Below are 22,275 nucleotides of genomic sequence, written 5' to 3'. Positions count from 1 at the left end.
TTGAGTGCTCCCGGAAAATGGCGAACAGCCAGTCTAACCGATGTCGAACGCGGCGTCGCCGCGCAAGGCGAACGGCACGGCCCTGGCCCAGCGGTTCGACGACAGCGAAAACGCCAGCGACCTGACCTGGTGGTACCAGCCGGCCGGCACGTACAGCATGTCGCCCGCTTCGACCAGGCATTCGATCATGGTGGCCTGGCGCGCCAGCGGAAAGCGCTCGTAGTCGGGCGCTTCGGGATCGAACGGCGAGCCGAACAAAATCGCGTTCGCTTCGCGCGGATACAGGAATTCGTCGTGATGCGGCGGCGATAAAATGATGCGCTTGCTGCCCCAGATCTGCGCGAACAGATTGTCGTCATAGTCGCAGTGCAGCGGCGTGACGGTGCCGGCAGGACCCAGCCAGTAGCGCGGCGGGCCGATCTTGTCGAAATACGCGGGCCAATGGCACAGGCTGTTCAGTTCGCGCAGTTCCAGGTTGCCCAGGTAGGGCGGCAGCTCATGGACACCCTGCGCCACCAGGTCCAGGTAGTCCAGCATCGACATGTCCTGCATCGCCCGGTCGGGCGCGAACGCGGTATTGACATAGTCGCCCACGCGCGCGCGCACCGGCAAATGGCTGTAGCGTTCGCGCAGGGTTTGCGGCGTCAGCTGGCACAAAGGCCAGCGTTTCACCACACCCGTCATCAGGAACGGCAGGCCTTGCGCGGCCAGCGCGCGGAAACGGGCGGCGTCCAGCGGCCCCACGCGCGGCACGTCGGTAATCGCCGGCAAGGTGCGCGCGGCGCGCTTGATGGCCTCGCGCATGGCGTCGATGGACGGCACGCCGCGCACCTGCGCGTCTTTTTGTTCACGCGCCTGCTTTTTGGCCAGCATTGCTTCGGGGGTGGAGGGGATGGCACTGCGCGGTGGCAAGCGTTGCTGCAAAGGCGTTTTTTCTATCGACATATTCTTGAAAGGTGATTCAGGCCGGCCTCGCGGCCAGCATCTTTTGCAATACCGCATCAAGCTCGACAAAGTCGACCGGCTTGGTCAGGTGCAGGTCGAAGCCCGCATCCGAGGCCAGCTGGCGGTCCTTGTCCTGGCCCCAGCCGGTCACCGCCACCAGGATGGCGTCACGGCCGCAAGGCTGGCCGCGCAGATGGCGCGCCACCTCGTAGCCATTCATCTGCGGCAGGCCGATATCGAGCAGCACCACATCCGGCGCGAAGGCGGCGGCCAGGGTGAGGCCGGACGGGCCATCATAGACCGTGCCCACTTCATAGCCGAGGATCTCGAGCGCCATTGCCAGGGTGTCGGCCGCGTCGGCATTGTCGTCGATCACGAGTACCTTGCCAACCCGCGTGCCGGCCTGCAGCTGGCGGCTGGCCGGCGGTTCGGCGACGACCGGCGGCGCGGCCGGCAGCGGCAGGCGCAATTCGAATGTGCTGCCCTGCCCCACGCCGGCGCTGCGCGCGCTCACGCTGCCGCCATGCAGCTGGGCCAGGCCGCGCACCAGCGACAGGCCGATGCCGAGGCCGCCCTGGGCGCGCGACAGGGCCGGTTCCAGCTGTGAAAACATGTCGAACACCGTCAGCAGGTGCTCGGGCGCGATGCCGATGCCGGAGTCGCGCACGGTAATCACGACTTCGCCGCCACTGCGCGCGACGCCGAGCCAGATATGGCCCCGGGCCGGCGTGTACTTGACGGCGTTGGTCAGCAGGTTGGCGATCATCTGCGACAGCCGCGTGGAATCCGCATCGAGCCAGATGGGTTCGTCGGGCTGCTCTACCTGCACCGTATGGCCAGCCTTGTCCGCCAGGCTGGCCACGCTGTGCAGCGCCATCTCCAGCACCGGCGCCAGTTCCACGCTCTGGCGGCGCAATTCCATCCGGCCTTGGGTGATGCGCGACACTTCCATCAGGTCGTCCACCAGGTGGGTCATGTGGCTGACCTGGCGCCCCAGCACATCGCGCGCCCAGTTCAATTGCGGATCGTCGAGCTGCGCCAGGTTCAGCACCTCGAGCACATTGCGCATGGGGGCCAGCGGATTGCGCAACTCGTGCGCCAGGGTGGCCAGGAATTCGTCCTTGCGCCGGTCGGCTTGCGCCAGCCGGGCATTGAGGGCGCTGGCGTCGCTGCGCGCCAGTTGCAGATGCTGCTCGTACTTGCGGCGGTCGGTGGCGACAAACACGGCGATTTCATCGTAGCGCACGCCGCCATGCTCGCGCCGCACGGCGTTGAACAGCATCGGCAGCTTGTCGCCCTGGCGCTGGCGCACGTCGAGCAGCACTTCCGATACGCTGCCCTGCATCTGCATCAGCGGGCGCCAGTGGGTCTGGTGAAACACGCGCCCGCCGATGGTCAAGAGGTCCTGCAGCTTTTTTTCACTGACCAGTTCGTGTTCCGCATAGCCGAGCCAGCCGCAGAAGGTGGCGTTTGCCTTGAGGATGACGCCGTCTTCGGCGCACAGCAGCAAGCCGCAGGCGGCGTGCTGGAACAGGGTCTCGGCATCAGGCAGGAAAGTCACTGGGCGGCGTCGCTTCAGAGATGCAGGCCATCGAGAAAGGCGCGGATCGGCGCATGGCATGCCTGCGGCGCGCTCATGTGCGGGCAATGGCCCATGTTCTCGATCACTTGCAGGGTGCTGTGCGGCAGGTTGGCGCGCAGGTAGTCGCCGACCGGCATGGGCGCAATGAAATCGTCATCGCATTGCACGATCAGCGCCGGCGTGGTGTTGCGCGGCAGGTCGGCGCGGTGGTCGGACAAAAAGGTGGTGCGCGCAAAATGCAGGGCGATGTTCGGGTCGGTGCGGCAAAAGCTGTGGGCCAGTTCCTCACCCAGCGCGGGCTGGCCGGGCGTGCCCATGATGACCGGCGCCATGGTGCTGGCCCAGCCCAGGTAGTTGCTGTCCATGGCGCCCAGCAGGTCGTCGATATCGGCGCGCGAAAAGCCGCCGTAATAGCCTGCGTCGGGATCGTCGACATAACAGGGCGACGGCGCCAGCATGATCTGCGCGGCAAAACGCTGCGGTTCGGCGATCGAGGCCAGCAAGGCCGTCATGGAACTGACGGAGTGGCCGATGCAGATCACCGGCCCATCGCTCACCGCCTTGACCACTTGCAGCAAATCGTCCGCATGCGCCTGCAGGCTGGTGTAACTGTCGAAATCATAAGCGGTCAAATCCGAGCCGCCGCTGCCGACCAGGTCGAACAGCACCGTGCGGTAGCGGTCGCGGAACATCGGCTCAAGGTAGCGCCACATGGTCTGGTCGCAGCCGAAGCCATGCGCGAAGACGATGGTGGCGATGGGGGCGCCATCGGCCGGGTTGGCGGCTTGGTTGATGCGGATATTGTTGCGCTGCTCGATACGCATGCCGGTCTCGCCTTATGTTGACTGTAAAGAGGGCCATATCCTCGCTGGCATCTTAACATGGGGCCGCCCGCGGATGGCAATGCCAAGGTTCCTTGCCAAACAAAGCGTCACAGCGGATAATGAGAACGATTCCCATTAATAATTTCACATGCGTTCAGTCAGCGCGGCCCGCTTCCGGGCGCTGCCCGCGACACGCCCGTGTTTCTGAAGACTGCTACCGCATGCGCGCTTTCTGGACCGTTGTACACCGCTGGGCCGGCCTCACTGTCGCCCTGTTCCTGATCGTCGCCGGCCTGACCGGCGCCGTCACCTCGTGGGACCATGAGCTCGACGAATGGCTCAATGCCGACATCATGGAAACACCGGGCCGCGGCCCGCTGCAACAGCCCTTCGTGCTGGCCGAAAAAGTGGCCGCCGCCGATCCGCGCGTGGAAGTCAATTACATCACCCTGGGGCTGGAAGAAGGCCATGCGGCGCAGTTCCTGGTGCGCCCCTTGACCGATCCGGCCACCGGCAAGCCTTTCGTGCTCGACTACAACACGGTGTACGTGGACCCAGTCACGGCGCAGATCACCGGCACGCGCGACTCGACCGCGATTTCCCTGTCGCGCCGCAGCCTGATGCCCTTCCTGCGCCACCTGCATTACAGCCTGCACGTGCCGGCTTTCTGGGGCACGGACCGCTGGGGCTACTGGCTGATGGGCGCCGTCGCGCTGGTCTGGCTGCTCGACAGCGTGGTGGCGTTCTACCTCACCACGCCACGCCGCCTGCGCGCCCGCGCACTCGACGACACGGCGCCACACCGCAGCCCCGCCACCTGGTGGCAGCGCTGGAAGCCGTCCTGGCTGCTGCGCTGGGCGGCCGGCGGCTACAAGCTCAATTTCGACCTGCACCGCGCGGGCGGCCTGTGGGTCTGGGGCATCATCATCGTCGTCGCCTTTACCTCGTTCTCGCTGAACCTGTACCGCGAAGTGTTTTACCCGGTCATGTCACTGGTCTCGAAAACCACGCCAGGACCATATGAAACCCAGACGCCGGCGCCGTTCGGCACCTATGTCAAACCGGTGGTCGGCTTCGAGCAGGCGGTCGCGATTGCGAAAAAAGAAGCTGTCCAGCGCGGCATCACCTCGCCGATCGGCGGCATCTATTATGGCGGCGACTATTCCTTCTACAACGTGTCGTTTTTTGATCCGGCCGACGAATTCGGCACGGCCGGCATGGGCTTGTCCAACCTGTATGTCGATGGCATGAACGGCAGCATCATCGGCCAGCACAAGCCTTGGGAAGGCACGGCCGCCGACGTCTTCGTGCAGCTGCAGTTTCCACTGCATTCGGGCCGCATCCTCGGCATGCCGGGGCGCATCCTGATGTCCTTCATGGGCGTGATGGTGGCCATGCTGTCGGTCACCGGCATCGTGATCTGGGAACGCAAGCGCCGCTCGCGCCGGCTGCAGGCGAAAAAGCTGTTGAAACCCGCGTAAGCAAGCAAGTCCACCGGCAGGCCGCATTCGCGGCTTGCCGCCCCCCCCCTCGCCAATCGGCGGCACTCATCCAAATGCAATTGCCTTGCAATAATATTGCGCATCGACTACTATTGCATTTTAAATGCAACTAATTTGCATTTAAACCGACTCCCTCTTCCACTTCCAGAGTAATCAATGCGCCTTCACGTACTTGCAGCTGCCATCCTGTCCACTTTCCAATACGCTTACGCCTCGGACGAGGTCACCCTGCAGACCATCAATATCCAGGCCGAGCGGCCCTCAAACATCGACAGCGTGGTGGTGGTCGAAAACAAACAGGCCCAGAACGGAACACTGGGCGGCATGCTGGAACATGTCTCGGGCGTGCAAAGCAGCGCCTTCGGGCCGAATGCCGGCGCGCCGGTCATCCGCAGCCTGTCCGGCAACCGGGTGCAGATCCTGGAAGACGGCCAGTCGATAATGGGCATGAATGCGCTCAGCGGCGACATCAATATTCCGTTCGATCCGCTGTTCGTGCGCAGCGCCACCGTGAACAAATCGTCCGATAGCGTGCGCTTCGGCGGCAATGCGATCGGCGGCAGCGTCGACGTCGATTCCGGCCTCGTTTCCAGGAAGATGGAAGACAAGGAAAAAGAAGTGGAGCTGGTGCTGCGCAAGGGGTTCAACAACGCCGATGCCCAGGGCCTGCGCCTGAACTTCAACGACCAGAATCACTTCTCGACGAATGTGCAGCTGTCGTTCCAGAAAATCTCGCATTACACTATTCCCGGCAACAGCAAAGCATCGGTGTGCAACGGTCAGCTGTTCCCCGCCAAGGGTGGCGTCAACACCTTCCTGGCCGACAGCTGCCAGAAGGAAGCGCGCATCCAGCAGGTCTACAACAAGTCGTCGCAGCCGTATATCGACCAGTTCATGACGGAAAATCCGGACTGGGCGGACGGCGATTTTTCCTTCTATACCAATAACCCGACCTCGGTCTGGCAGCGCAAGACCTATGTCAATCCCGTCAACCCGGCTTACGTTCCGGGCACGCCCACCACGGTGCAGAACAAGATCAACCGCGATGTGACGCCCGACTACCATGGCACTTTGGGCAACAGCTATTCCAGCAATGCCCACTTTGCGGTGGGCACGACCTACTTTTTCGACGGGGGCTACGTCGCGGCCAGTGTCGACAGCAAGGAAAGCAAGTACGGCGTGCCGGGCTTTTCCATGGAAAACCTGTCCTTCGGTTCTAACTATGCGCAAGGGATGCCGGTCGGCGTCGTGATCAGGCAGGATAAATATGCGCTGGAAGCCAAGCTGCTTGAGCCCGTACCGTATATTGAAAGCGCGCAATTGCGCGTCTCGCGCCTGAACAATGGGTCGGGCGAACGCCTGGGCGCCACCAAGGCAAACGACTACCAGTTCGACACGAACCAGGCCGAACTGCTGCTGGCGCAACGGCGCGCGGGGCCCTTGAGCGGCCTGCTTGGCGTGAACTATCAAGCCAGGGAGATCACCGGCAGCGGCTCGCAGCTGTACCTGCCGGACGTGAACACGACCAGCAGCGCCATGTTCGTCAAGCAGAACCTGGACTTCGCCTGGGCCTCGTTCGACGCCGGTTTCCGTCATGAAAAAGTGCAGCACGAGATACAGAGCAGTGCCTTCAAGACTTCCAGGAATGCGAAAAATTCCAGGCTCGAAGACCGTGACTTCAACCTGAACAGCTACAACCTGGGGGCTTCAACCGAGCTTGGCCGGCTGTTCGGCGCCAAACTGCGCTATTCATCGTCGCAGCGCGCGCCCGAGGTCAACGAGCTGTATGCCAGCAACCGCCACTATTCCATCATGACCCAGGAAGAAGGCGACCAGAAGCTGAAAGCGGAACGTGCCAAAACGACCGAGTTCACCATATTGTTCGGCAACCGCGGCTTCAAGGCGTCGGCCACCGCCTATAGCATGAAGTACGCAAACTACCTCTACCTTGGCCATTCGGGCCTGCAAACCGCGAACCGCCTGCCGTTAAAGTACTGGAAGCAGACCGACACCACGGTCAAGGGCTTCGAGGTCGACGCATCGCAGGCGCTGGACCTGGGCGGCTACGGCAAGCTGGCTCTCTCTGCGTTTGCCGACCTGGTCAAGAACAAGGCGGACAATCCGGACTCGCTGCGCGCCCACAACGATGGCGAATACCTGCCGAACATGCCCACCAACCGCTATGGCGCCAATCTGCTGTGGGAAAACCAGGGCTGGAAGGCGAATCTGTCCGGCACCCGCTACGACAAGCAACAGTACCTGGGCAAGAGCGTCAGCGACGAAATCCCGCTCGATGGCTACACCATGGTCAGCTTCCAGCTCAGCCGCGCCTTCCAGTTGCCCAACTCGAGCGTGAAGGAGATCGAGGTATTCGTCAGCGCCTCCAACCTGCTCGATCAAGACGCCCGGCCACACAATTCACCGCTGAAATATATCGCACCCTTGCCGGGCCGGGGCTTCCAGCTGGGGGTGACGGGCAAGATCTGATCTTCGCCTCTCAGGCGCCGCCATGCTGCTTGTCTATTAGCGCCAGCAAGCTCTCGGCGCGCTGGCCGTCGCAGCACACCGCCACGCCTTCGCCGAACTCGGGCGCCGTCAGCCGCGTCAGCACGCTACCGGGCGGCATTTCCACCGCCAGCCGCGCCCCCCTCTCCCAGGCCAGGCGTACCGTATCGGCCCAATGCACGCGGCGCGCCATGTTCGAGGCCAGGCTGTCACGGATGCGCTCCGGATCGAACAGGGTGCGCGCGGCGCTGCTGCTCAAATACGCCAGCTGCGGCCGGCGCACCGTTACCTGGTCGAAATCGGCGCGCAACTGCGCGGCGGCGCCATCGAACAGCGGGCTATGCGAGGGCACGCTGACGGCCAGGCGTTCGGCCTTGCTGGCGCCATGAGCCAAGGCCAGGACCATGACGGCCTGCAAACCGGCGTCGCTGCCGGCAATGGCGATCTGGCGCCGCGCGTTCAGGTTGGCCACATACACCGGTTGTTCGGCGGTGTGCACGCCGGCCACCAGCGGTTCCAGTTGCGCCAGTTCCAGCCCTATAATCGCCGCCATGCCATAGCCGCTGGGATAGGCTTCCTCCATCAACTGGCCACGCTGCGCCACCAGCCGCACGGCGTCGCCAAAATCGAGGGCGCCGGCCACCACCGCCGCCGGATATTCGCCGATCGAGAAGCCGGCCACCATATCGGGCACGGCGCCACAAGCGGCTAAAAAGCGCGCCATGGCCACGCCGGCGATCAGCAGGCACAGTTGCACGGCCCGCGTCGAGGCCAGCGCCGCTGTCGTATCGAGCAGCAGAGGATCGTGTCGCAATACGTCGGCCGCTTGCGCCAGCGTGGCCGCCACCGCCGCATCGCCGGGCAGCGCATGCAGCATGCCGGGGCGCTGGGCACCCTGGCCGGGAAAAGTAAACAGGACGCTCATGACAGCATACTCATACAGGCTCCCATGGCGTGGCCGTCAGCAGCGGCCCCCGGTCCGTTTTTAGCAGGACCTTGCCGCGTCCTGCCGCCCATTCCGCGTACGCAAACCCGCCATGGCCAGTATCGATCTGCAGGTCCAGACGGCAGCCGGTGACGCTGGCCGCAATCGCCCGCAAGGCATCGGACTGCGCCGCATCGGGAGGTTGCGCGATGCGCAGCACCAGGTCCAGGTCGCTGTCGACGTGCAGCACGGGCAGGCCGCTGGCCAGCGCGAAGCCGACGCCGCCGGTCGGCCCCCAGGCCCAGCCGGTGGCGTCCAGCAGTGGCGCCACCGTGCGCAAGGCGGCCAGCGCTGCACATTGGATGGCATCGGGCGGCATGGCGGCGACGCGGGCCGACAGCATCTCGGGTGTCACGCGGCGCAGCACACTGGCCACGTCGATCTCGCAAGCATGGCGCTCGCTGCGCGCCGGGCCGCGCAAGCCCACCGGCAGGCGGCCCGGCGCCGTCGTGGCGCGGCGCACCACCAGCGGCGCCTGCCGCAGCCAGGCGGCTGTCGCCCAGGGCGGCAATGCCATTTCGTCCGGCATGGCGTCCAGCCACAGCAGATCATGCGCCCGGTAGCCGTGCATCAGGCCACCACCGCCTTGACGGCAAAGAACAGCAGCGATGGTCCCAGCAGACAGCCCAGGCCCGTATGAAAAGTCGCCACCAGCGCGCCATACGGCACCAGCCGGCGGTCGGTGGCGGCCAGGCCGGCCGACACGCCGGAAACAGTGCCGGCCAGGCCGCCGAACACCATCGCCGAACGCGGCGTTTTCAAGCGCAGGAAGCGCGCGGCGGCCGGTGTGCCCACCATCACCAGGATGGCCTTGATCAGGCCCGCCGCGATGCTGAGCGCCATCACGTCGGAACTGGCGCCGATGGCCGCTCCCGTGACGGGGCCGACGATGTACGTCACGGCGCCGGCGCCGATGGTGGTCATGCTGACGGCGTCCGAGTAACCAAACGCATAGGCCACGCCGGCACCGACCAGGAACGGCAGCACCACGCCCAGCAGCAGCGCCACCACGCCGATCAGGCCCGCCTTGCGCGCCTCGGTGGCCTGCACTTCGAAGGCGGTGGCGACGATGGCGAAGTCGCGCAGCATGGCGCCGCCCATCAGGCCGATGCCGCCGAACAGCGACAGGTCAGCCAGGCCCTTGTGGCCGCCGCTATGGATGCCGCCCCAGTAGGCCAGCCCCAGGCCGATCACGATGGCGATCGCCGAGCCATGCACGCGGCCCATGGTCAGGTATTTGGACAGCGCCACCGACAGCAGCATGATCAGGCCAACAAACGCGAAAGCGGTCACCAGGCCGTTATGGATGGCGGCTTTTTCAAAGATCTCAAGCATGACGCACCTCCTTGGACATGGCTGCTTCGGCGGCAGCGACCGCAGCCGGATTTTCGGCACGGTTGATCAGCGAAATCACGCCCGCGCAGATGATGACCGAGCCGATGGCGGCCAGCAAGGCGACCGGTCCGCCGCGCAGCGCCGCCACCACATCCTGCTGGGCCGCCATGGCGACCACCACCGGAATATACATGGCGCCCCAGTATTCGACGCCACGCTCGGTCATCTGCGGCATCCACTCGCGCCGCTGCATGTACAGCCGCGCGCAGATCAGCAGCAGCATCGCAATGCCAACCCCGCCGACATTGGTTTTCACGCCCATCAGCTGCCCGAGCAGGTCGCCCAGGAAGATGCCGAGCAAATGGCACAAGGCCAGTAGTGCGGTTCCGTAAATGATCATGGTACTGTCTCCGTTATAGGAATGAGGAATGACTTATGCGTCTTCTCTTTTGTTACCAATGCTCTTACCACTGCTGCTCAAGCACCTCCCTGACCCTGGCCGAGGCCTGGCGGTGCGGCGCGCCCAGCCGGCTGGCCAGGCCCCGCTCGGGGTCAAGACGGATATCGGCCAGCGCCGCCCGCAGGCTGGCCGCCACCTGCGCCACGTCGTCCTGCGATGGCGCATCGGGCCGCGCCACTGTCAAAGTCCGCCACAGCAGGCCCAGGCTCGCGTAATTGCCGATGTCATAAGCCATCGGCGGTATCGTCGCCGCCAGCGCTTCGAGCGCTTCCACCGTGCGCAAGGTGATGCGCGCCGCCGACACCTTGCCCATGGCATGCACCATCACCTGCGGATCGTCAAATGCGATCAGGCGGTTGGCCTGGTAGCCGTGCGCCAGGAAAGCGCCCGACATGGCCTTGCCGACGATCAGGCCGATCACCGGGTGGCCGGCCAGCCGCGCTTCGGCATACGCCCCCGCCGCGCCGGCCAGCGCCTGGTGGATGCCGTAGGCTTCCTCGCGCCGGCCATAGGCCTGGCTGGCGACGTCGATCACGGCGACAATCGGCCGCTTGACCGGCTGATCGTGGTCAGCTTCCACCACCTGTTGTACCGCGCGCGCCAGCTGCCAGCCTTCGACCAGGCCGATCTCGCCGGTGCGTGCGCGCGTAAAACGGTTGTCGGGGTCAGGCAGCACGGCGATATAGCGCGCGGTGCTCTCCGCCAGCGGCGCGTCGACCACCCGCACCGACGGCGGATAATCGCCCAGCGGCGTGGCGTGACCGGTCAAGGCGGCCAGCCAGATGGCGCCGCGGCTGGTGTCTGTGGTGCTGTTCATGATGCGGCTCCTTTGCTGTAGATGGTGCGCACGGCGTCGGGCGTGGCTTGCACGGTGGCGTCGACTTCAGACAGGCGCGCCAGGAAATGCTCGGCCTGGCCGCTGCGGTACTGTTGGGGCACGCCGCGTACGAACAGTTCGGCCAGCGTGGCGCGGATCTGCGCCGTGTCGTCCTCGACGTAAGCGTCGGCCAGGCCGGTATGAAAGCGCTGCTCGCCACCCGTCAGACTCCAGATAAATGGCTTGTTGCGCGAATCGAATTCCGTCACGCCGGCCTCCTGCTCGATCACCGCCGGGCCATTCAGGCCCAGTCGCGCCTCGCGCGTCACCACCAGATAGCTGCACAGGCCCGCCGCGATCGACATGCCGCCATAGCAGCCGACCGTGCCGGCGGTAATGCCGATCACCGGCTGGTAGCGCCGCAGGTCGACGATGGCCGCCTGGATTTCGGCAATCGCGGCCAGGCCCAGGTTGGCTTCCTGCAGGCGCACGCCGCCCGTCTCGAACAGGATCACGGCGCGCGTAGCAATACCGTTGCGGTTATCGCGCGCCGCCAGTTCCAGCGCGCCGGCGATCTTCGCGCCACCGACTTCGCCCATGCTGCCGCCCTGGTAGCCGCCTTCGATCGCCAGCACCACCGCCGGCTGGCCGTCAAACAGGCCCTTGGCCACCACCACGCCATCATCGGCCTGGGCCGTCACGCCCTGCTGCGGCAGCCACGGCGAGCCGATGCCGCAGAACGGGTCCAGCAGTTCACGCATGCTGCCCGCATCCAGCAAGGCCCTGGCCCGGCTGCGCGCACCGCGTTCGATAAAACTGTCGCGCTGCAAAAGTTCCTGGATGGTGCTCATGCTGGCCTCCCCGCCTGAAGTTCTTCGTATGCCTGCTCGATCCGCATGCGCACCACGCCCGGCGTGGCGCCGCAGTCGTTGATGACGATGCTGGCCGCCGGCAGCAGTTCGCCCGTAAACACGCGCGCCAGCAGCGCGTCCCACACGGCCCCCTTGCCGTCGACCGAGGTGTTGACGACGATGCGCGTCACGCCATCGTCTCCCGGCTGCAGCAGCACTTCCAGGTCGCCCGAGCCGACCACGCCGGCCAGCGCGCGCCCTGTTGCGGGCCGCCCGGCGGGAAATGTATAGTCACGCTTTTCCATGCTGTTCTCCTTCTTCCAGGCTATCGAGGAACAGGGTCGCCGCCAGCAGGTCGGCCGCGCCGCCCGGCGAGACATTCAGTTCCAGCATCGTCGCTTCCAGCGCCAGCAGCGCCTGGGTGCCCTGTCGCGTGCCGGCGCCGCCAGCGGCCAGCACCTGGCTTGCTCCGGCCTGCACCGCCAGCAAAGCGTCCACGCCACCGCGCGACAGCACGCAGGTGTCGTCCAGGCTGGCGACCATGGCCAGCAAGGCGTTCAGCCGCGCCGTGGTGTCGTTGTCGCCGCGTGCCCGCGCAGCGCGCAGGGTTGGCAAAGCCACGTCAAGCACATGCGGAAAACCGGCCAGCGCCTGGCCGCGCGCACCACCGACGTGATACCGGCGGCAAGCCAGCTGGCCCTTGTTGCCGGTATCAAGCGGTGCACTGCGGTCCGTCAGGCGCGCCAGGGCGCCGGCCCGCGCCGCCACCGCCGTTGGTACCAAAGGGTCACCGCGCTCCTGCAATTGCGCCGCCGCCGTCACCAGCAGGCCCAGCGCCCAGATCGCGCCGCGATGGGTATTGACGCCGCCGGTGGCCGCCATCATCACCGCTTCGCCCTCGCGGCCAATGGCGCCGATACGCTGGCGCAGCGCATCGTCGTCGCTGCTGTCCGCACCGGCATCGGCCATGGCCTGGAATACCGGCTGCAGCGCGCAGGCCGAATGGCACATCAAAGCCCAGTTCAAATCCGTGTGCGCGCCACGGCTGCGCAGGTCGACCAGGCCCGGTTTGGGCGTCAGCGTCACTTCGTCGAGCAGCGCCTGCAGCACCTGGCGCGCCAGCGCCGTGGTTTTCGTTGTCATCATGGTGTTCATTACCAGCTCCTGAATTTGGCGGGCGGTTGATACAGGCCGTCGGACCATTCGACCAGGTCGGCGATGCTTTTCGCCGCCAGCAGCGAGCGGCTTGCCTCGCCGCGCTGCACGCCGATATCCTCGGGCAGCGCGATCAGGCCGTCGCTGCGCAATCTGGCCGTGGTCTTCGGATCGTGGCGCAGGCCGATCGGCGTGACGCCAGCCACCGCCGCCAGCATGGCCTTGCGTTCATCGAGCGAACGCGCTTTGTACAGGTAGGCGATGCCCTCTTCGGTCAGCACGTGGGTGACGTCGTCGCCATAGATCATCACGGGCGCCAGCGGCATGCCGCTGGCCTTGCCGACCGCCACCGCATCGAGCGATTCGACGATGGTCGGCTGGCCGCCGTCCTGGAAGGTCTCCACCATCTGCACCACCAGCTTTTTGCCGCGCGCCAGCGGATCGTCGGTTTCGATCAGGTCCAGCCAGGCGGGCGTCGGGTGGCGCCGGCCATGCGGGTCGTGGCCCATATTCGGCGCGCCGCCAAAGCCGGCCAGGCGGCCATTGGTGACGGTGGACGAGTTGCCCAGGCCATCCATCTGCAGGGTGGCGCCGATAAACAGGTCGACCGCATACTGGCCGGCCAGCTGGCACAGCGCGCGGTTCGAGCGCATCGAGCCGTCGCGGCCCGTAAAGAACACATCGGGCCGCGCCGCCGCATAGCCTTCCATGCCCAGTTCGGCGCCGAAGCAGTGCACGCTCTCGACCCAGCCCGTCTCGATGGCGGGAATCAGGGTCGGATGCGGATTGAGCACCCAGTTGCGGCAGATCTTGCCCTTCAGGCCCAGCTGCTCGCCATAGGTCGGCAGTATCAGTTCGATGGCGGCCGTATTGAAGCCGATGCCGTGATTGAGCGACTGCACCTGGTGTTTTTCGTAGACGCCGCGGATCGCCATCATCGCCATCAGCACATGCACCGGCTTGATCACGCGCGGGTCACGGGTAAACAAGGGTTCGATAAAAAACGGCTTGTCCGCTTCCACCACGAAGTCGATCCACGACCCCGGCACGTCGACCCGCGGCAAATCGCTCACATCGTCGACGATCTGGTTCACCTGGGCGATCACGATGCCGTCGCGGAAGGCCGCCGATTCGACCAAAGTGGGCGTGTCCTCCGTGCTGGGGCCCGTGTACAGATTGCCCTGGCGGTCGGCCATATAGCCGGCCACCATCACCACGTTTGGCGTCAGGTCGACAAACAGGCGCGCATACAGTTCGATATAGGTGTGGATGGCGCCCACTTCCAGCAAACCGTCCTGCAGGAACTGGGCAATGCGCAGGCTTTGCGTGCCGGCGAACGAGAAATCGAGCTTGCGGGCGATGCCGCGTTCGAACAGGTCCAGGTGTTCGGGCAGGCTGACGCTGGGCATAATCAGGTGCAAGTGGTGAATCTTGTCCGGATTGACCTTGGCCAGCATGCGCGCCAGAAAATCCGCCTGCTTCTGGTTGTTGCCTTCCAAAACAACGCGGTCGCCGGGCGCCAGCAGCGCTTCGAGCACGGCGACCATATCGCCCTGCCGCAATACCGGTCCATCGGCAAACTGGCGCACGGCATCGAGCCGGCGCCGCTTCTCGGTGCGGCGCGTATCCCAGCGCTTGCCTCCCTCTTTGCGCTGCGGTGGCGCCTGGGTGGTGGTGGACATTGTGTCTCCCCTTGTCGACTATCGAGCTTCCACGATAGGGGAAAGACAGACCCGCTTCAATCAACCTGCTACCATGTTCATTACTCTCAGATTAATGAACTAACGATATTCACGGTGATCCATGGCCATCAATGAAGAAATCACGCTGAAAAAGCTCGAAGTGTTCCTGAGCTTTATGGAGCTGAACAATTTATCGCGCGTCGCCGACGCGCTGGGCCAGAGCACCGTCAGCGTGCATCGCGCCCTGCACAGCCTGGAAGACGGCCTGCGCTGCCCCCTGTTCAAGCGCGAAGGCCGCAGCCTGATCCCGCTGCACGCGGCCTACACCTTCGCCGAATCGGCGCGCCGCGCGCTGGCCGAGTGCGAAGAAGGCGTGCGCAAGGTGCGCGAAATGTCGGGCATCAACCCGGTCCGCCTGAAGATCGGTTCGCTGTATTCGCTGACGCTCCACTGCATCCCGCAACTGGTGATCGCCCTGAAACTGCGCCGCCCCGGCCTCGATATCGATTTGACACTGGGGTCGAACCGCGAACTGCTGCAAAGCCTGGCGGACGGTCGGCTGGACGCCATCATTATCGGCGTGCAGGAAGAGGAACATCATGCGGGCCTGGTGTCGGTGCCGCTGTTCCAGGATGATGTGTATCTGGCCGCGCCATTGCATTCACCGTACGCGGGACAGACGTCCCTCGACCTGCAGGCGCTGCGCAATGAAAAATTCGTTACCCTCAACGAAGGCTTCGTCACCTCGCAAAGCTTCAGCCATGCGTTTGAGCTGGCTGGCTTTGTACCGGACACCACGATGCGCGTGGGCGATATCTTTTCGCTAATTAATCTCGTCAGCGGCGGCATCGGCTACAGCCTGCTGCCGGGACGCGTACGCGCCTTCAGCTCGCGCATCGAATTGCTGCCGCTTGATGAGCGCTACAGTTCGCACCAGCAAATCACTTTGTTGATGCTGAATAGCCGGGAGCGCGATGCGAATTTGCTGGCGTTGGCGGCGGAGTGCAGGTTGTATGGGCGGGGTAGCCAAAGCGTCAACAGCTCGTCGCGATAGCAGGCTACATATTGAAATAATAAGATAGTAAAAAATCCTGACTATGTCGCCAGCGGGCAATCGGTAGAGAAGTGCTTCGTGTCCTATTGTCTGACGTGGAAATTTTAACTATGCCGCAGCAAACTGGAGTTAAAATCAGGAAATAAATAGCACTGAGAGAAATTTCGTTCAGTCTGCCGCATACCGCCTCCTATCTTTTATTCCAATCAAAAAGATGACGCATTTACTGAAAAGACATTATGTTTACACCAGAAGATGTTCGCCAAGCTTTCCCTGCTGGTGTTTTTGAAAAACCTGCCGACCCCACAATGATAGCCAAGGCAGAGAACTTACTCGGACACCGATTGCCCGAGCAGCTCAAGAAGCTTTTCTTCGATTTTAATGGTTTTCTAGGGCCGACCGCTGCCAGCTTTCTTTTTCCCATTCTTGACCGCCCCCGACCCGGTGCAGAATCACTCGTCACCTTTACACAATTCTTTCGTAGTGAAGATTATTTTCCTGACTGGCTAAAACAAGCCGTTGCCATAGGCGGTAACGGCACGGGAACCACTTGGTTTATACTTCTGGATGCGAATGAAAGCGTTGTGCAATGGGACGCCGAGTGGGAAGAATATGAACCGATCGAAGGAAATCTGCTTGACGCCTGGATGGCCGAGAAGAAGCTTTACGACGTTAATCAATTTGATATCAAAATTGAATAACTGTTATGGATCAAACTGCAGCTGGAACTTGAGACCGCCCTCGCTGGTAGAAACACTTTGATCAAATTAATATGCATTTTACCACTATTATTTTTCCATTCCTGCTTTTATTCCTATCCGCCTGTGCGCCCATCATCAAGGCACCGCCAGAAACCATGATGGCGGCGCACATCAAAAGCCTGACGCAGGAGCAACGCGCCGCAATGCTGGCACGGGTGGAAAAAGAAGCAAAGGGATTCTCCGTGGGAGCGGGTTCGCCGAACAGGGCCTGGGTGTTTTTTGACCCCGCTTGCTCCTATTGCAGTGACCTGTGGCGGGAGACGATGCTGTTGAAAGACCAGGTCGAATTCGTGTGGATACCGGTGGCTTTGTTGGGCGATGACGGCGCAATGCTCGGTGCGGCCACGCTCGATTCGGCGGACCCGAGCAGCCTCATGTCGGCCAATGAAGCAGCGATGCGCAAGTCCGGCACGATGCTGACAGTGACGGCGGAACCGTCCGAAGCGTCGGTATCCACGGTGAACAGCAACACCGAGCTGCTGATCACTCTGGATCCGGGCTACCGACCTGTGTCCGTGCCCTTGATGTACTACCAATCTTCCAGCGGACAGATAGAGATCATTGACGGAACCATGGAGGCCAGGGTCCTGAAGGCCGCCATGAAATTGAAGTAATGTGCAAGGCATCTGCCGCAAGCGACAGATGCCCGTGATCATTCTAGATCGCACTATCCCAAGGCGCCGACAACCTCACCGCGCAATTGATCAGCCCCACCATCGAGTAGGTCTGCGGGAAGTTGCCCCACATTTCGCCCGTCACGGGATGCGTGTCTTCCGACAGCAGGCCCACGTGGTTGCGGGCCATCAGCATGGTTTCGAAGATCTGGCGTGCTTCTTCTTTCCTGCCGATGCGGGCCAGGGCGTCGATGCGCCAGAAGGTGCAGATGTTGAAGGCCGTTTCGGGCTTGCCGAAGTCGTCCGGGGCTTCGTAGCGGCGCATATAGGGGCCGTCGCACAGCGAGGCTTCCAGCGCGTCGACGGTGGCGATAAAGCGCGGGTCCATCGGGTCGATGAAATTGACTTCGGCCATCAACAGTACCGACGCATCTAGGTCGCGGCCGCCCAGGCTTTCGGCGAAGGCCTGGCGCTCTTCGCTCCACGCTTCGCGCAGCAGGCGCTCGCGGATCAGGGTGGCGCGGCTTTGCCAGTGGTCGGCGCGGTCGGGCAGCTCCAGTTTGTGGGCGACTTTGGACAAGCGGTCGCAGGCTGCCCAGCTCATCAGCATCGACGAGGTATGGACGCGGGCGCGCGTGCGCAGTTCCCACATGCCGGCGTCCGGTTCCGCGTGCAGCTTGAAGGCCTGCTCGCCGACCGCTTCCAGCGCCGTAAACTCCGCCTTGCCGGCGCGGTGGAACAAACGGTGGTCGAGGAAAGCTTGCGCCGCGCCCAGCACGATATTGCCGTAGACATCGTGCTGGAAGTGTTCCTGCGCCTGGTTGCCCACGCGCACGGGGCCGTTGCCGCGGTAGCCGGGCAAGTGATCGACCAGCGATTCCGGCAGCAATTCTTCCAGGCCGATGCCGTACAGGGGCTGGATATGGCCACCCTTGGAGCGGGCGACGATATTCGTCAGCCAGCGCAAATATTCCTCCATCGTGCCCACTTCCGACAGGCTGTTCAGCGCACGCACGACAAAGAAGGCGTCGCGCAGCCAGCAATAGCGGTAGTCCCAGTTGCGGCTGCTGCCCGGCGCTTCCGGGATGCTGGTGGTCATGGCGGCGATGATGGCGCCGGTGTCCTCGTACAAGGACAGTTTCAGGGTGATGGCCGCGCGGATGACCACGTCCTGCCATTCCAGCGGCACGGCCAGGCGGCGCGTGTAGGTGCGCCAGTAGTTGATGGTCTCTTTTTCAAAGATGCGCGCCGTCTCGTCGATGCCGCCGGCCAGGGTTTCGTCCGGGCCCAGCAGGAAGTTGGCGGTCTTGTCGAGCACGAAATACGATTCGCTCAGCACATAGTTGAGTGACACATCGGTGTTCAGGCGCAGGGTCTGTTCCGGGCCCACATAACGGATATGGTGGCTGCCCTGGGTGATCTGCGGCGCCAGTTTGCCCCAGTCGAAACGGGGACGCAGGCGCACGCGGATGCGCACGGCGCGGTCCAGCGGACGCACGCGGCGGATCAGCATCAGCGGACGGAACATGCGGTCGCGGCTGAGGAAACGGGGTGCGAAATCGGTGATTTCCACGCCACGGCCGTCGGTGTCGTACAAGCGCGTGCGCAGCACGGCCGTGTTCGGCTCGTAAAACTGCTCGGTGCGGGCATAGTTTTCAATATCGATGCCCCACACGCTGCCGTTTTCGGTGTCGTCCAGCAGGGTGTTGAACACCGGGTCGCCGTCGAAACGGGGCAGGCAGGACCAGACCACTTGGCCGGCCTGGTCGATCAGGGCGCTGAAGGCGCAGTTGCCCACCACGCCGCAATTGAGGCTGGCCTGGGCCGATGGTTTGCTGGAGGCCGGCGCAGGGGCGCCGCTCGGTGTGTCATAGGCTGTCGTCATCGGCTACTCCTTGAGTTTGGGGGGATGCGGCAAGCACGGCCGCGTGCAACAGCACCACGCGCAGTGCGGCCGGGCTGGCCAGCCTGAGCGAGGCCACGCTGGCGCCGCTGCCGACCTTGACGCCCTGCCCGCCTGCCTGTTCCACGAAGGCAAAACCGGCTTCGTCGGTGGTATCGTCGCCGGCGAACACGGCGCGCCGGCCGGCAAATGGCGCTTCAAGCATGAAGGCGGCGATCGCGCCGCCCTTGTCGGTGGCGGCAGGCTTGGCTTCAAGCACCATTTTGCCATGCAACAGCAAAATACCGGGGCACGCTTGCACGGCGTCCGTCATTTCCCGCACGCATAGTTCCTGCAATTCCGGCGCCAGGCGGTAATGCAGGGCCACGGCGCCGCGTTTCTGTTCCACCAGCAAACCGGGGTACAAGGCGGCCAGGGCTTGCGCCCTGGCCAGCACGGGAGAGACGTCCGGCGTGGCCGCCAGGCGCAATTGACCATCGGCGCCGCGCCGCTCCACGCCATGCACGCCCGCCACCGGCAATACCAGTGGCGCCAGCATGGCGTCGATCTGCGCCACGGGGCGGCCGGAAATAATCGCCAGCGCACCCTTGTGGCGCCTGGACAGCAGCGCCAGCGCCTCGGCCACGCCCGCTTCCAGGCGCACGCCGTCGGGCGTGGGCGCCAGGTCGACCAGGGTGCCGTCAAAGTCCAGGAAAATCGCGCAGCCGGGGGTGTCGAACAAGCCCGCCAGCACCGCGCTGTCGTCGATCAAGGTATCTGTCGTTACCGCCATCAAACCCCCTTGCGCCGGCTGAGGCGGCGGTGAGCGTCGATCTTGGTCATGACCTTGTCGCGCTGGCGCAGGCGCGAGGCGTCCAGCAACATGCGGCCGGCCCAGCGGTACACATTGAAGTGTTTGACACGCGCGCGCATGCTCTTCATGCGTTCGCGCTGTTCCACCGGCGGCATCACCAGGCCACGGTACAGGGCTTCAGCGCCCTGCTCGATATGGTAAGGATTGATGATCAGCGCTTCGTGCAGCTCGCGGGCGGCGCCCGTGAATTGTGACAGCACCAGCACGCCCATCTCGTCTTCGCGCGAGGCGATGAATTCCTTGGCCACCAGGTTCATGCCGTCATGCAGGCTGGTCACCATGCAGACCTCGGAGGCGCGGAAGAAACGCTGCAGCGCATCCTGGCCATGGTGCTCGGCCTTCAGCAGGATCGGCACATAATCGCCGCTGCCGAAGCGGCGGTTGATGCGCTCGACCATCTTGCGCACACGCGTGTCGAAACTCTGGTATTCGTCCAGCGACGCGCGGCTAGGCGCGGCAATCTGGATAAACGTAAAGTGCCCCACCATGCCCGGCTGCTGTTCCAGCATGCGTTCGACGGCCTGGAAGCGCTCGACGATACCCTTGGTGTAGTCGAGGCGGTCGACGCCGATGCCCAGCAAATGGTCGGCCGGCACGCCGATGGCGGCGCGGATTTCGGCGCGGCAGGTGGCCACGTCCGGCAGGTTCGGATCTTCATCGGGCCAGGCGATCGAGATCGGATAGTCCTCGACCTGGGTCATCTCGCCGCCATAGGAAATGGTCGACGCTTCCGGCTCGATGCGGGTTTCCAGGTAGCGGTCGACGGTTTCCAGGAAATTCTTGCGGTGGAACGGCGTATGGAAGCCCAAAATCGTGCTGCCCAGCAGGCCGTCGAGGATTTCCTCGCGCCATGGGCAAATGCCGAAGGACTCCGAGTTCGGCCAGGGGATATGCCAGAAAGTAATAATAGTCGCTTTCGGCAGCGCTTCGCGCACCATGCGCGGCAACAGGGCAAAGTGGTAATCCTGCACCAGCACCACCGGGTTGTCGGTTTTCGCTTCGGCGATCACGGCGTCGGCAAAGCGGCGGTTCACTTTCACATACTGGTCCCAGTCCGACGAGCGGAACACGGGGCGCACGTGGGCGATATGGCACAGCGGCCACATGCCTTCGTTGGCGAAGCCGTAGTAATAGCCCTGCTCTTCCTCTTCCGTCAGCCAGACGCGGCGCAAGGTGTAGCTTGGATTGTCGGGCGGCACCGGCACATGGTCGAGTTTGTCCACCGTTTCACGGTCGGCCGAACCGGCGCCGTGGGCGATCCAGGTGCCCGAACAGGCGCGCATCACCGCTTCCACCGCCGTCACCAGGCCGCTGGCCGGGCGCTGCACCTTGATGGTGCCGTCTTCCGATTTGGCATGGATATACGGCTCGCGGTTCGACACCACCAGCACCTGATCGCCGGCCAGGTCCGCTTCGAGCAGGCCGCGCAGTTTTTCCGGCGTCCATTCGGAGGTCCAGCCATTGTTTTCACCCTGGCGTTCCAGATGGTATTCCTGCAGCAGTTCGCGCAGGTCGCCGATCAACGGCTGCATTTCGGCAGGCGCTGGCGCGATGATGGGCACGGGGGTGGCATCGGTTGGCGCGGCAACATTCTTCTTGGACAGCAATTCACCGCGCAGCACATCCTTGACGGCAGCCAGCCAGCCACGCCAGCTCAGGTGCGCCACGAACACGGTCATCAAGGAAATCAGCACGGCCAGCACGGCCAGGAAGGCAAAGATGAAGCGTTTGGTATCGGTATTCCGGCGCTCGACAAACGTCATGTCCTGCACCAGTACCAGGCGGCCCAGTTGGTGGGCGTCGCTCATGACGGGCGTTTCGCTCAGGTGTACCTGGCCTTGCGGCAATTGCGCCAGCGACTTGTACAGGCCGCCCGAGCTTGGAGTGGTCCAGCAGCCGATCGAGGCGGGGAACTGTGCCGTCTTGTAGATGAGTTTGCCGGCGTTGTCACAGAAGCCCAGCGCGATCAGACGTTCGTCGCGCGTGGCGCCCTGGAACAGTTCATCGATACGGGCGGTATCGTTTTCAGGCAGATATTGGGTGAGTGGCGGCCGCAAGGTCCCGGCGAGCAATTCGGCGCGGCTGTCGAGGTCACGCACATACCAGCGCAAGGTAATGTTGTCGAGCAGCGGGACCACGATATACGCGAACAGTCCCAGCACGAGGGCGAGTGGCAGAATGAAACGCAAGGACATTCTGAGCGATCTTAAAATCATCATTTTCCTTTGCAAAAGCTAAAAGCATGGCAAGTATGCCAATATTTTCCATGTAGCGTCGTTCTGTTGGTTTCCTTATTGAAACTTCAATTCCGCCGAGAACGCGCATCATGAGGTACTTTCAGTATCTCCCATAGGAAACGTCTTGTCCGTTAGTCAACGCACGCCCCGGCGCCGCCGTCAGGCTTTAAAATATACATTTGCTGCCATTCATTTACAAGTCACAAGGAG

20 protein-coding genes are annotated in these 22,275 nt (G+C 63.6%); 5 read left to right on the top strand and 15 right to left on the bottom strand.

The features are described from left to right. Positions 1-33: 33 nt before the first annotated feature. Genes Q8L25_RS19560 through Q8L25_RS19550 form a run of 3 tightly spaced genes read right to left on the bottom strand, consistent with a single transcriptional unit; the run spans position 34 to position 3,351 of the window. Positions 34-945: a cupin-like domain-containing protein gene (locus Q8L25_RS19560; protein ID WP_308920966.1), complete on the bottom strand. Its 912-nt coding sequence runs from the start codon at positions 943-945 to the stop codon at positions 34-36. A gap of 16 nt (positions 946-961) precedes the next feature. After that, on the bottom strand, positions 962-2,506 hold the full coding sequence (locus Q8L25_RS19555) for an ATP-binding protein (RefSeq protein ID WP_308920965.1): 1,545 nt from the start codon (positions 2,504-2,506) through the stop codon (positions 962-964). A gap of 14 nt (positions 2,507-2,520) precedes the next feature. Continuing rightward, the gene (locus Q8L25_RS19550) at positions 2,521-3,351 is read right to left on the bottom strand and encodes an alpha/beta hydrolase (RefSeq protein WP_308920964.1); all 831 of its coding nucleotides are present in this window, start codon (positions 3,349-3,351) and stop codon (positions 2,521-2,523) included. Positions 3,352-3,572: 221 nt separating this feature from the next. On the opposite strand from Q8L25_RS19550, the gene Q8L25_RS19545 reads away from it, so the two are divergent. After that, the gene (locus Q8L25_RS19545) at positions 3,573-4,832 is read left to right on the top strand and encodes a PepSY-associated TM helix domain-containing protein (protein WP_308920963.1); all 1,260 of its coding nucleotides are present in this window, start codon (positions 3,573-3,575) and stop codon (positions 4,830-4,832) included. Positions 4,833-5,009: 177 nt separating this feature from the next. Beyond that, a complete protein-coding gene (locus tag Q8L25_RS19540) occupies positions 5,010-7,340 on the top strand; it encodes a TonB-dependent receptor domain-containing protein (RefSeq protein ID WP_308920962.1) in 2,331 nt (776 codons plus the stop codon). Between the two features lie 10 nt (positions 7,341-7,350). On the opposite strand, the gene mdcH is transcribed toward Q8L25_RS19540, so the two are convergent. From mdcH to mdcA, 9 genes are all read right to left on the bottom strand, one after another. Then, positions 7,351-8,283, bottom strand: a complete 933-nt coding sequence (gene mdcH, locus Q8L25_RS19535) for a malonate decarboxylase subunit epsilon (RefSeq protein WP_308920961.1) — start codon at positions 8,281-8,283, stop codon at positions 7,351-7,353. 10 nt (positions 8,284-8,293) lie between these two features. After that, complete coding sequence (locus Q8L25_RS19530; RefSeq protein ID WP_308920960.1) at positions 8,294-8,914, bottom strand: malonate decarboxylase holo-ACP synthase; 621 nt, start codon at positions 8,912-8,914, stop codon at positions 8,294-8,296. After that, complete coding sequence (gene madM, locus Q8L25_RS19525; RefSeq protein WP_308920959.1) at positions 8,914-9,678, bottom strand: malonate transporter subunit MadM; 765 nt, start codon at positions 9,676-9,678, stop codon at positions 8,914-8,916. Before madM ends, Q8L25_RS19530 begins: the two co-directional genes overlap by 1 nt. Further along, a complete protein-coding gene (madL, locus tag Q8L25_RS19520; RefSeq protein WP_308920958.1) occupies positions 9,671-10,078 on the bottom strand; it encodes a malonate transporter subunit MadL in 408 nt (135 codons plus the stop codon). Before madL ends, madM begins: the two co-directional genes overlap by 8 nt. A gap of 64 nt (positions 10,079-10,142) precedes the next feature. Then, positions 10,143-10,955 carry a biotin-independent malonate decarboxylase subunit gamma gene (gene mdcE, locus Q8L25_RS19515; RefSeq protein WP_308920957.1) on the bottom strand — a complete coding sequence of 271 codons (813 nt, stop codon included), beginning with the start codon at positions 10,953-10,955 and terminating at the stop codon, positions 10,143-10,145. After that, complete coding sequence (locus Q8L25_RS19510; protein ID WP_308920956.1) at positions 10,952-11,806, bottom strand: biotin-independent malonate decarboxylase subunit beta; 855 nt, start codon at positions 11,804-11,806, stop codon at positions 10,952-10,954. The genes mdcE and Q8L25_RS19510 overlap by 4 nt, the downstream gene beginning before the upstream one ends. Continuing rightward, positions 11,803-12,111: a malonate decarboxylase subunit delta gene (locus Q8L25_RS19505; protein WP_308920955.1), complete on the bottom strand. Its 309-nt coding sequence runs from the start codon at positions 12,109-12,111 to the stop codon at positions 11,803-11,805. The genes Q8L25_RS19510 and Q8L25_RS19505 overlap by 4 nt, the downstream gene beginning before the upstream one ends. Then, positions 12,098-12,961 carry a triphosphoribosyl-dephospho-CoA synthase gene (locus Q8L25_RS19500; protein ID WP_308920954.1) on the bottom strand — a complete coding sequence of 288 codons (864 nt, stop codon included), beginning with the start codon at positions 12,959-12,961 and terminating at the stop codon, positions 12,098-12,100. Before Q8L25_RS19500 ends, Q8L25_RS19505 begins: the two co-directional genes overlap by 14 nt. Then, positions 12,961-14,643: a malonate decarboxylase subunit alpha gene (gene mdcA / locus Q8L25_RS19495; RefSeq protein WP_308920953.1), complete on the bottom strand. Its 1,683-nt coding sequence runs from the start codon at positions 14,641-14,643 to the stop codon at positions 12,961-12,963. Before mdcA ends, Q8L25_RS19500 begins: the two co-directional genes overlap by 1 nt. 121 nt (positions 14,644-14,764) lie before the next feature. On the opposite strand from mdcA, the gene Q8L25_RS19490 reads away from it, so the two are divergent. The 3 genes from Q8L25_RS19490 to Q8L25_RS19480 all read left to right on the top strand — a co-directional run bounded on the left by Q8L25_RS19490 (position 14,765) and on the right by Q8L25_RS19480 (position 17,072). After that, a complete protein-coding gene (locus Q8L25_RS19490; protein WP_308920952.1) occupies positions 14,765-15,697 on the top strand; it encodes a LysR family transcriptional regulator in 933 nt (310 codons plus the stop codon). Positions 15,698-15,936: 239 nt separating this feature from the next. Beyond that, positions 15,937-16,398 (top strand): SMI1/KNR4 family protein, encoded by a 462-nt coding sequence (locus Q8L25_RS19485; RefSeq protein ID WP_308920951.1) that lies wholly within the window; start codon positions 15,937-15,939, stop codon positions 16,396-16,398. A 71-nt stretch (positions 16,399-16,469) separates the two neighbouring features. Beyond that, complete coding sequence (locus Q8L25_RS19480; RefSeq protein ID WP_308920950.1) at positions 16,470-17,072, top strand: hypothetical protein; 603 nt, start codon at positions 16,470-16,472, stop codon at positions 17,070-17,072. Positions 17,073-17,115: 43 nt separating this feature from the next. Here the strand turns inward: Q8L25_RS19480 and Q8L25_RS19475 are convergent, their stop codons facing one another. Genes Q8L25_RS19475 through Q8L25_RS19465 form a run of 3 tightly spaced genes read right to left on the bottom strand, consistent with a single transcriptional unit; the run spans position 17,116 to position 22,023 of the window. Next, complete coding sequence (locus Q8L25_RS19475; protein WP_308920949.1) at positions 17,116-18,957, bottom strand: glycoside hydrolase family 15 protein; 1,842 nt, start codon at positions 18,955-18,957, stop codon at positions 17,116-17,118. Continuing rightward, complete coding sequence (gene otsB, locus Q8L25_RS19470; RefSeq protein ID WP_308920948.1) at positions 18,941-19,747, bottom strand: trehalose-phosphatase; 807 nt, start codon at positions 19,745-19,747, stop codon at positions 18,941-18,943. The genes Q8L25_RS19475 and otsB overlap by 17 nt, the downstream gene beginning before the upstream one ends. Then, entirely contained in the window at positions 19,747-22,023 is a 2,277-nt protein-coding gene (locus tag Q8L25_RS19465) for a trehalose-6-phosphate synthase (protein ID WP_308920947.1), read from the bottom strand. Before Q8L25_RS19465 ends, otsB begins: the two co-directional genes overlap by 1 nt. Between the last annotated feature and the right edge of the window lie 252 nt (positions 22,024-22,275).

Source organism: Janthinobacterium sp. J1-1 (genome assembly GCF_030944405.1).
Taxonomy (GTDB): domain Bacteria; phylum Pseudomonadota; class Gammaproteobacteria; order Burkholderiales; family Burkholderiaceae_D; genus Janthinobacterium.
Note: the sequence above shows the minus strand (reverse complement) of the source record. Positions and strands in the feature narration are given on the sequence as shown.

Excerpts from the sequence above, each read along its gene's own strand:
- Q8L25_RS19560 (WP_308920966.1), bottom strand. The coding sequence starts at position 945 with ATGTCGATAGAAAAAACGCCTTTGCAGCAACGCTTGCCACCGCGCAGT.
- Q8L25_RS19550 (WP_308920964.1), bottom strand. The coding sequence starts at position 3,351 with ATGCGTATCGAGCAGCGCAACAATATCCGCATCAACCAAGCCGCCAAC.
- Q8L25_RS19545 (WP_308920963.1), top strand. The coding sequence starts at position 3,573 with ATGCGCGCTTTCTGGACCGTTGTACACCGCTGGGCCGGCCTCACTGTC.
- Q8L25_RS19540 (WP_308920962.1), top strand. The coding sequence starts at position 5,010 with ATGCGCCTTCACGTACTTGCAGCTGCCATCCTGTCCACTTTCCAATAC.
- mdcH (WP_308920961.1), bottom strand. The coding sequence starts at position 8,283 with ATGAGCGTCCTGTTTACTTTTCCCGGCCAGGGTGCCCAGCGCCCCGGC.
- Q8L25_RS19530 (WP_308920960.1), bottom strand. The coding sequence starts at position 8,914 with ATGCACGGCTACCGGGCGCATGATCTGCTGTGGCTGGACGCCATGCCG.
- madM (WP_308920959.1), bottom strand. The coding sequence starts at position 9,678 with ATGCTTGAGATCTTTGAAAAAGCCGCCATCCATAACGGCCTGGTGACC.
- madL (WP_308920958.1), bottom strand. The coding sequence starts at position 10,078 with ATGATCATTTACGGAACCGCACTACTGGCCTTGTGCCATTTGCTCGGC.
- mdcE (WP_308920957.1), bottom strand. The coding sequence starts at position 10,955 with ATGAACAGCACCACAGACACCAGCCGCGGCGCCATCTGGCTGGCCGCC.
- Q8L25_RS19510 (WP_308920956.1), bottom strand. The coding sequence starts at position 11,806 with ATGAGCACCATCCAGGAACTTTTGCAGCGCGACAGTTTTATCGAACGC.
- Q8L25_RS19505 (WP_308920955.1), bottom strand. The coding sequence starts at position 12,111 with ATGGAAAAGCGTGACTATACATTTCCCGCCGGGCGGCCCGCAACAGGG.
- Q8L25_RS19500 (WP_308920954.1), bottom strand. The coding sequence starts at position 12,961 with ATGAACACCATGATGACAACGAAAACCACGGCGCTGGCGCGCCAGGTG.
- mdcA (WP_308920953.1), bottom strand. The coding sequence starts at position 14,643 with ATGTCCACCACCACCCAGGCGCCACCGCAGCGCAAAGAGGGAGGCAAG.
- Q8L25_RS19490 (WP_308920952.1), top strand. The coding sequence starts at position 14,765 with ATGGCCATCAATGAAGAAATCACGCTGAAAAAGCTCGAAGTGTTCCTG.
- Q8L25_RS19485 (WP_308920951.1), top strand. The coding sequence starts at position 15,937 with ATGTTTACACCAGAAGATGTTCGCCAAGCTTTCCCTGCTGGTGTTTTT.
- Q8L25_RS19480 (WP_308920950.1), top strand. The coding sequence starts at position 16,470 with ATGCATTTTACCACTATTATTTTTCCATTCCTGCTTTTATTCCTATCC.
- Q8L25_RS19475 (WP_308920949.1), bottom strand. The coding sequence starts at position 18,957 with ATGACGACAGCCTATGACACACCGAGCGGCGCCCCTGCGCCGGCCTCC.
- otsB (WP_308920948.1), bottom strand. The coding sequence starts at position 19,747 with ATGGCGGTAACGACAGATACCTTGATCGACGACAGCGCGGTGCTGGCG.
- Q8L25_RS19465 (WP_308920947.1), bottom strand. The coding sequence starts at position 22,023 with ATGTCCTTGCGTTTCATTCTGCCACTCGCCCTCGTGCTGGGACTGTTC.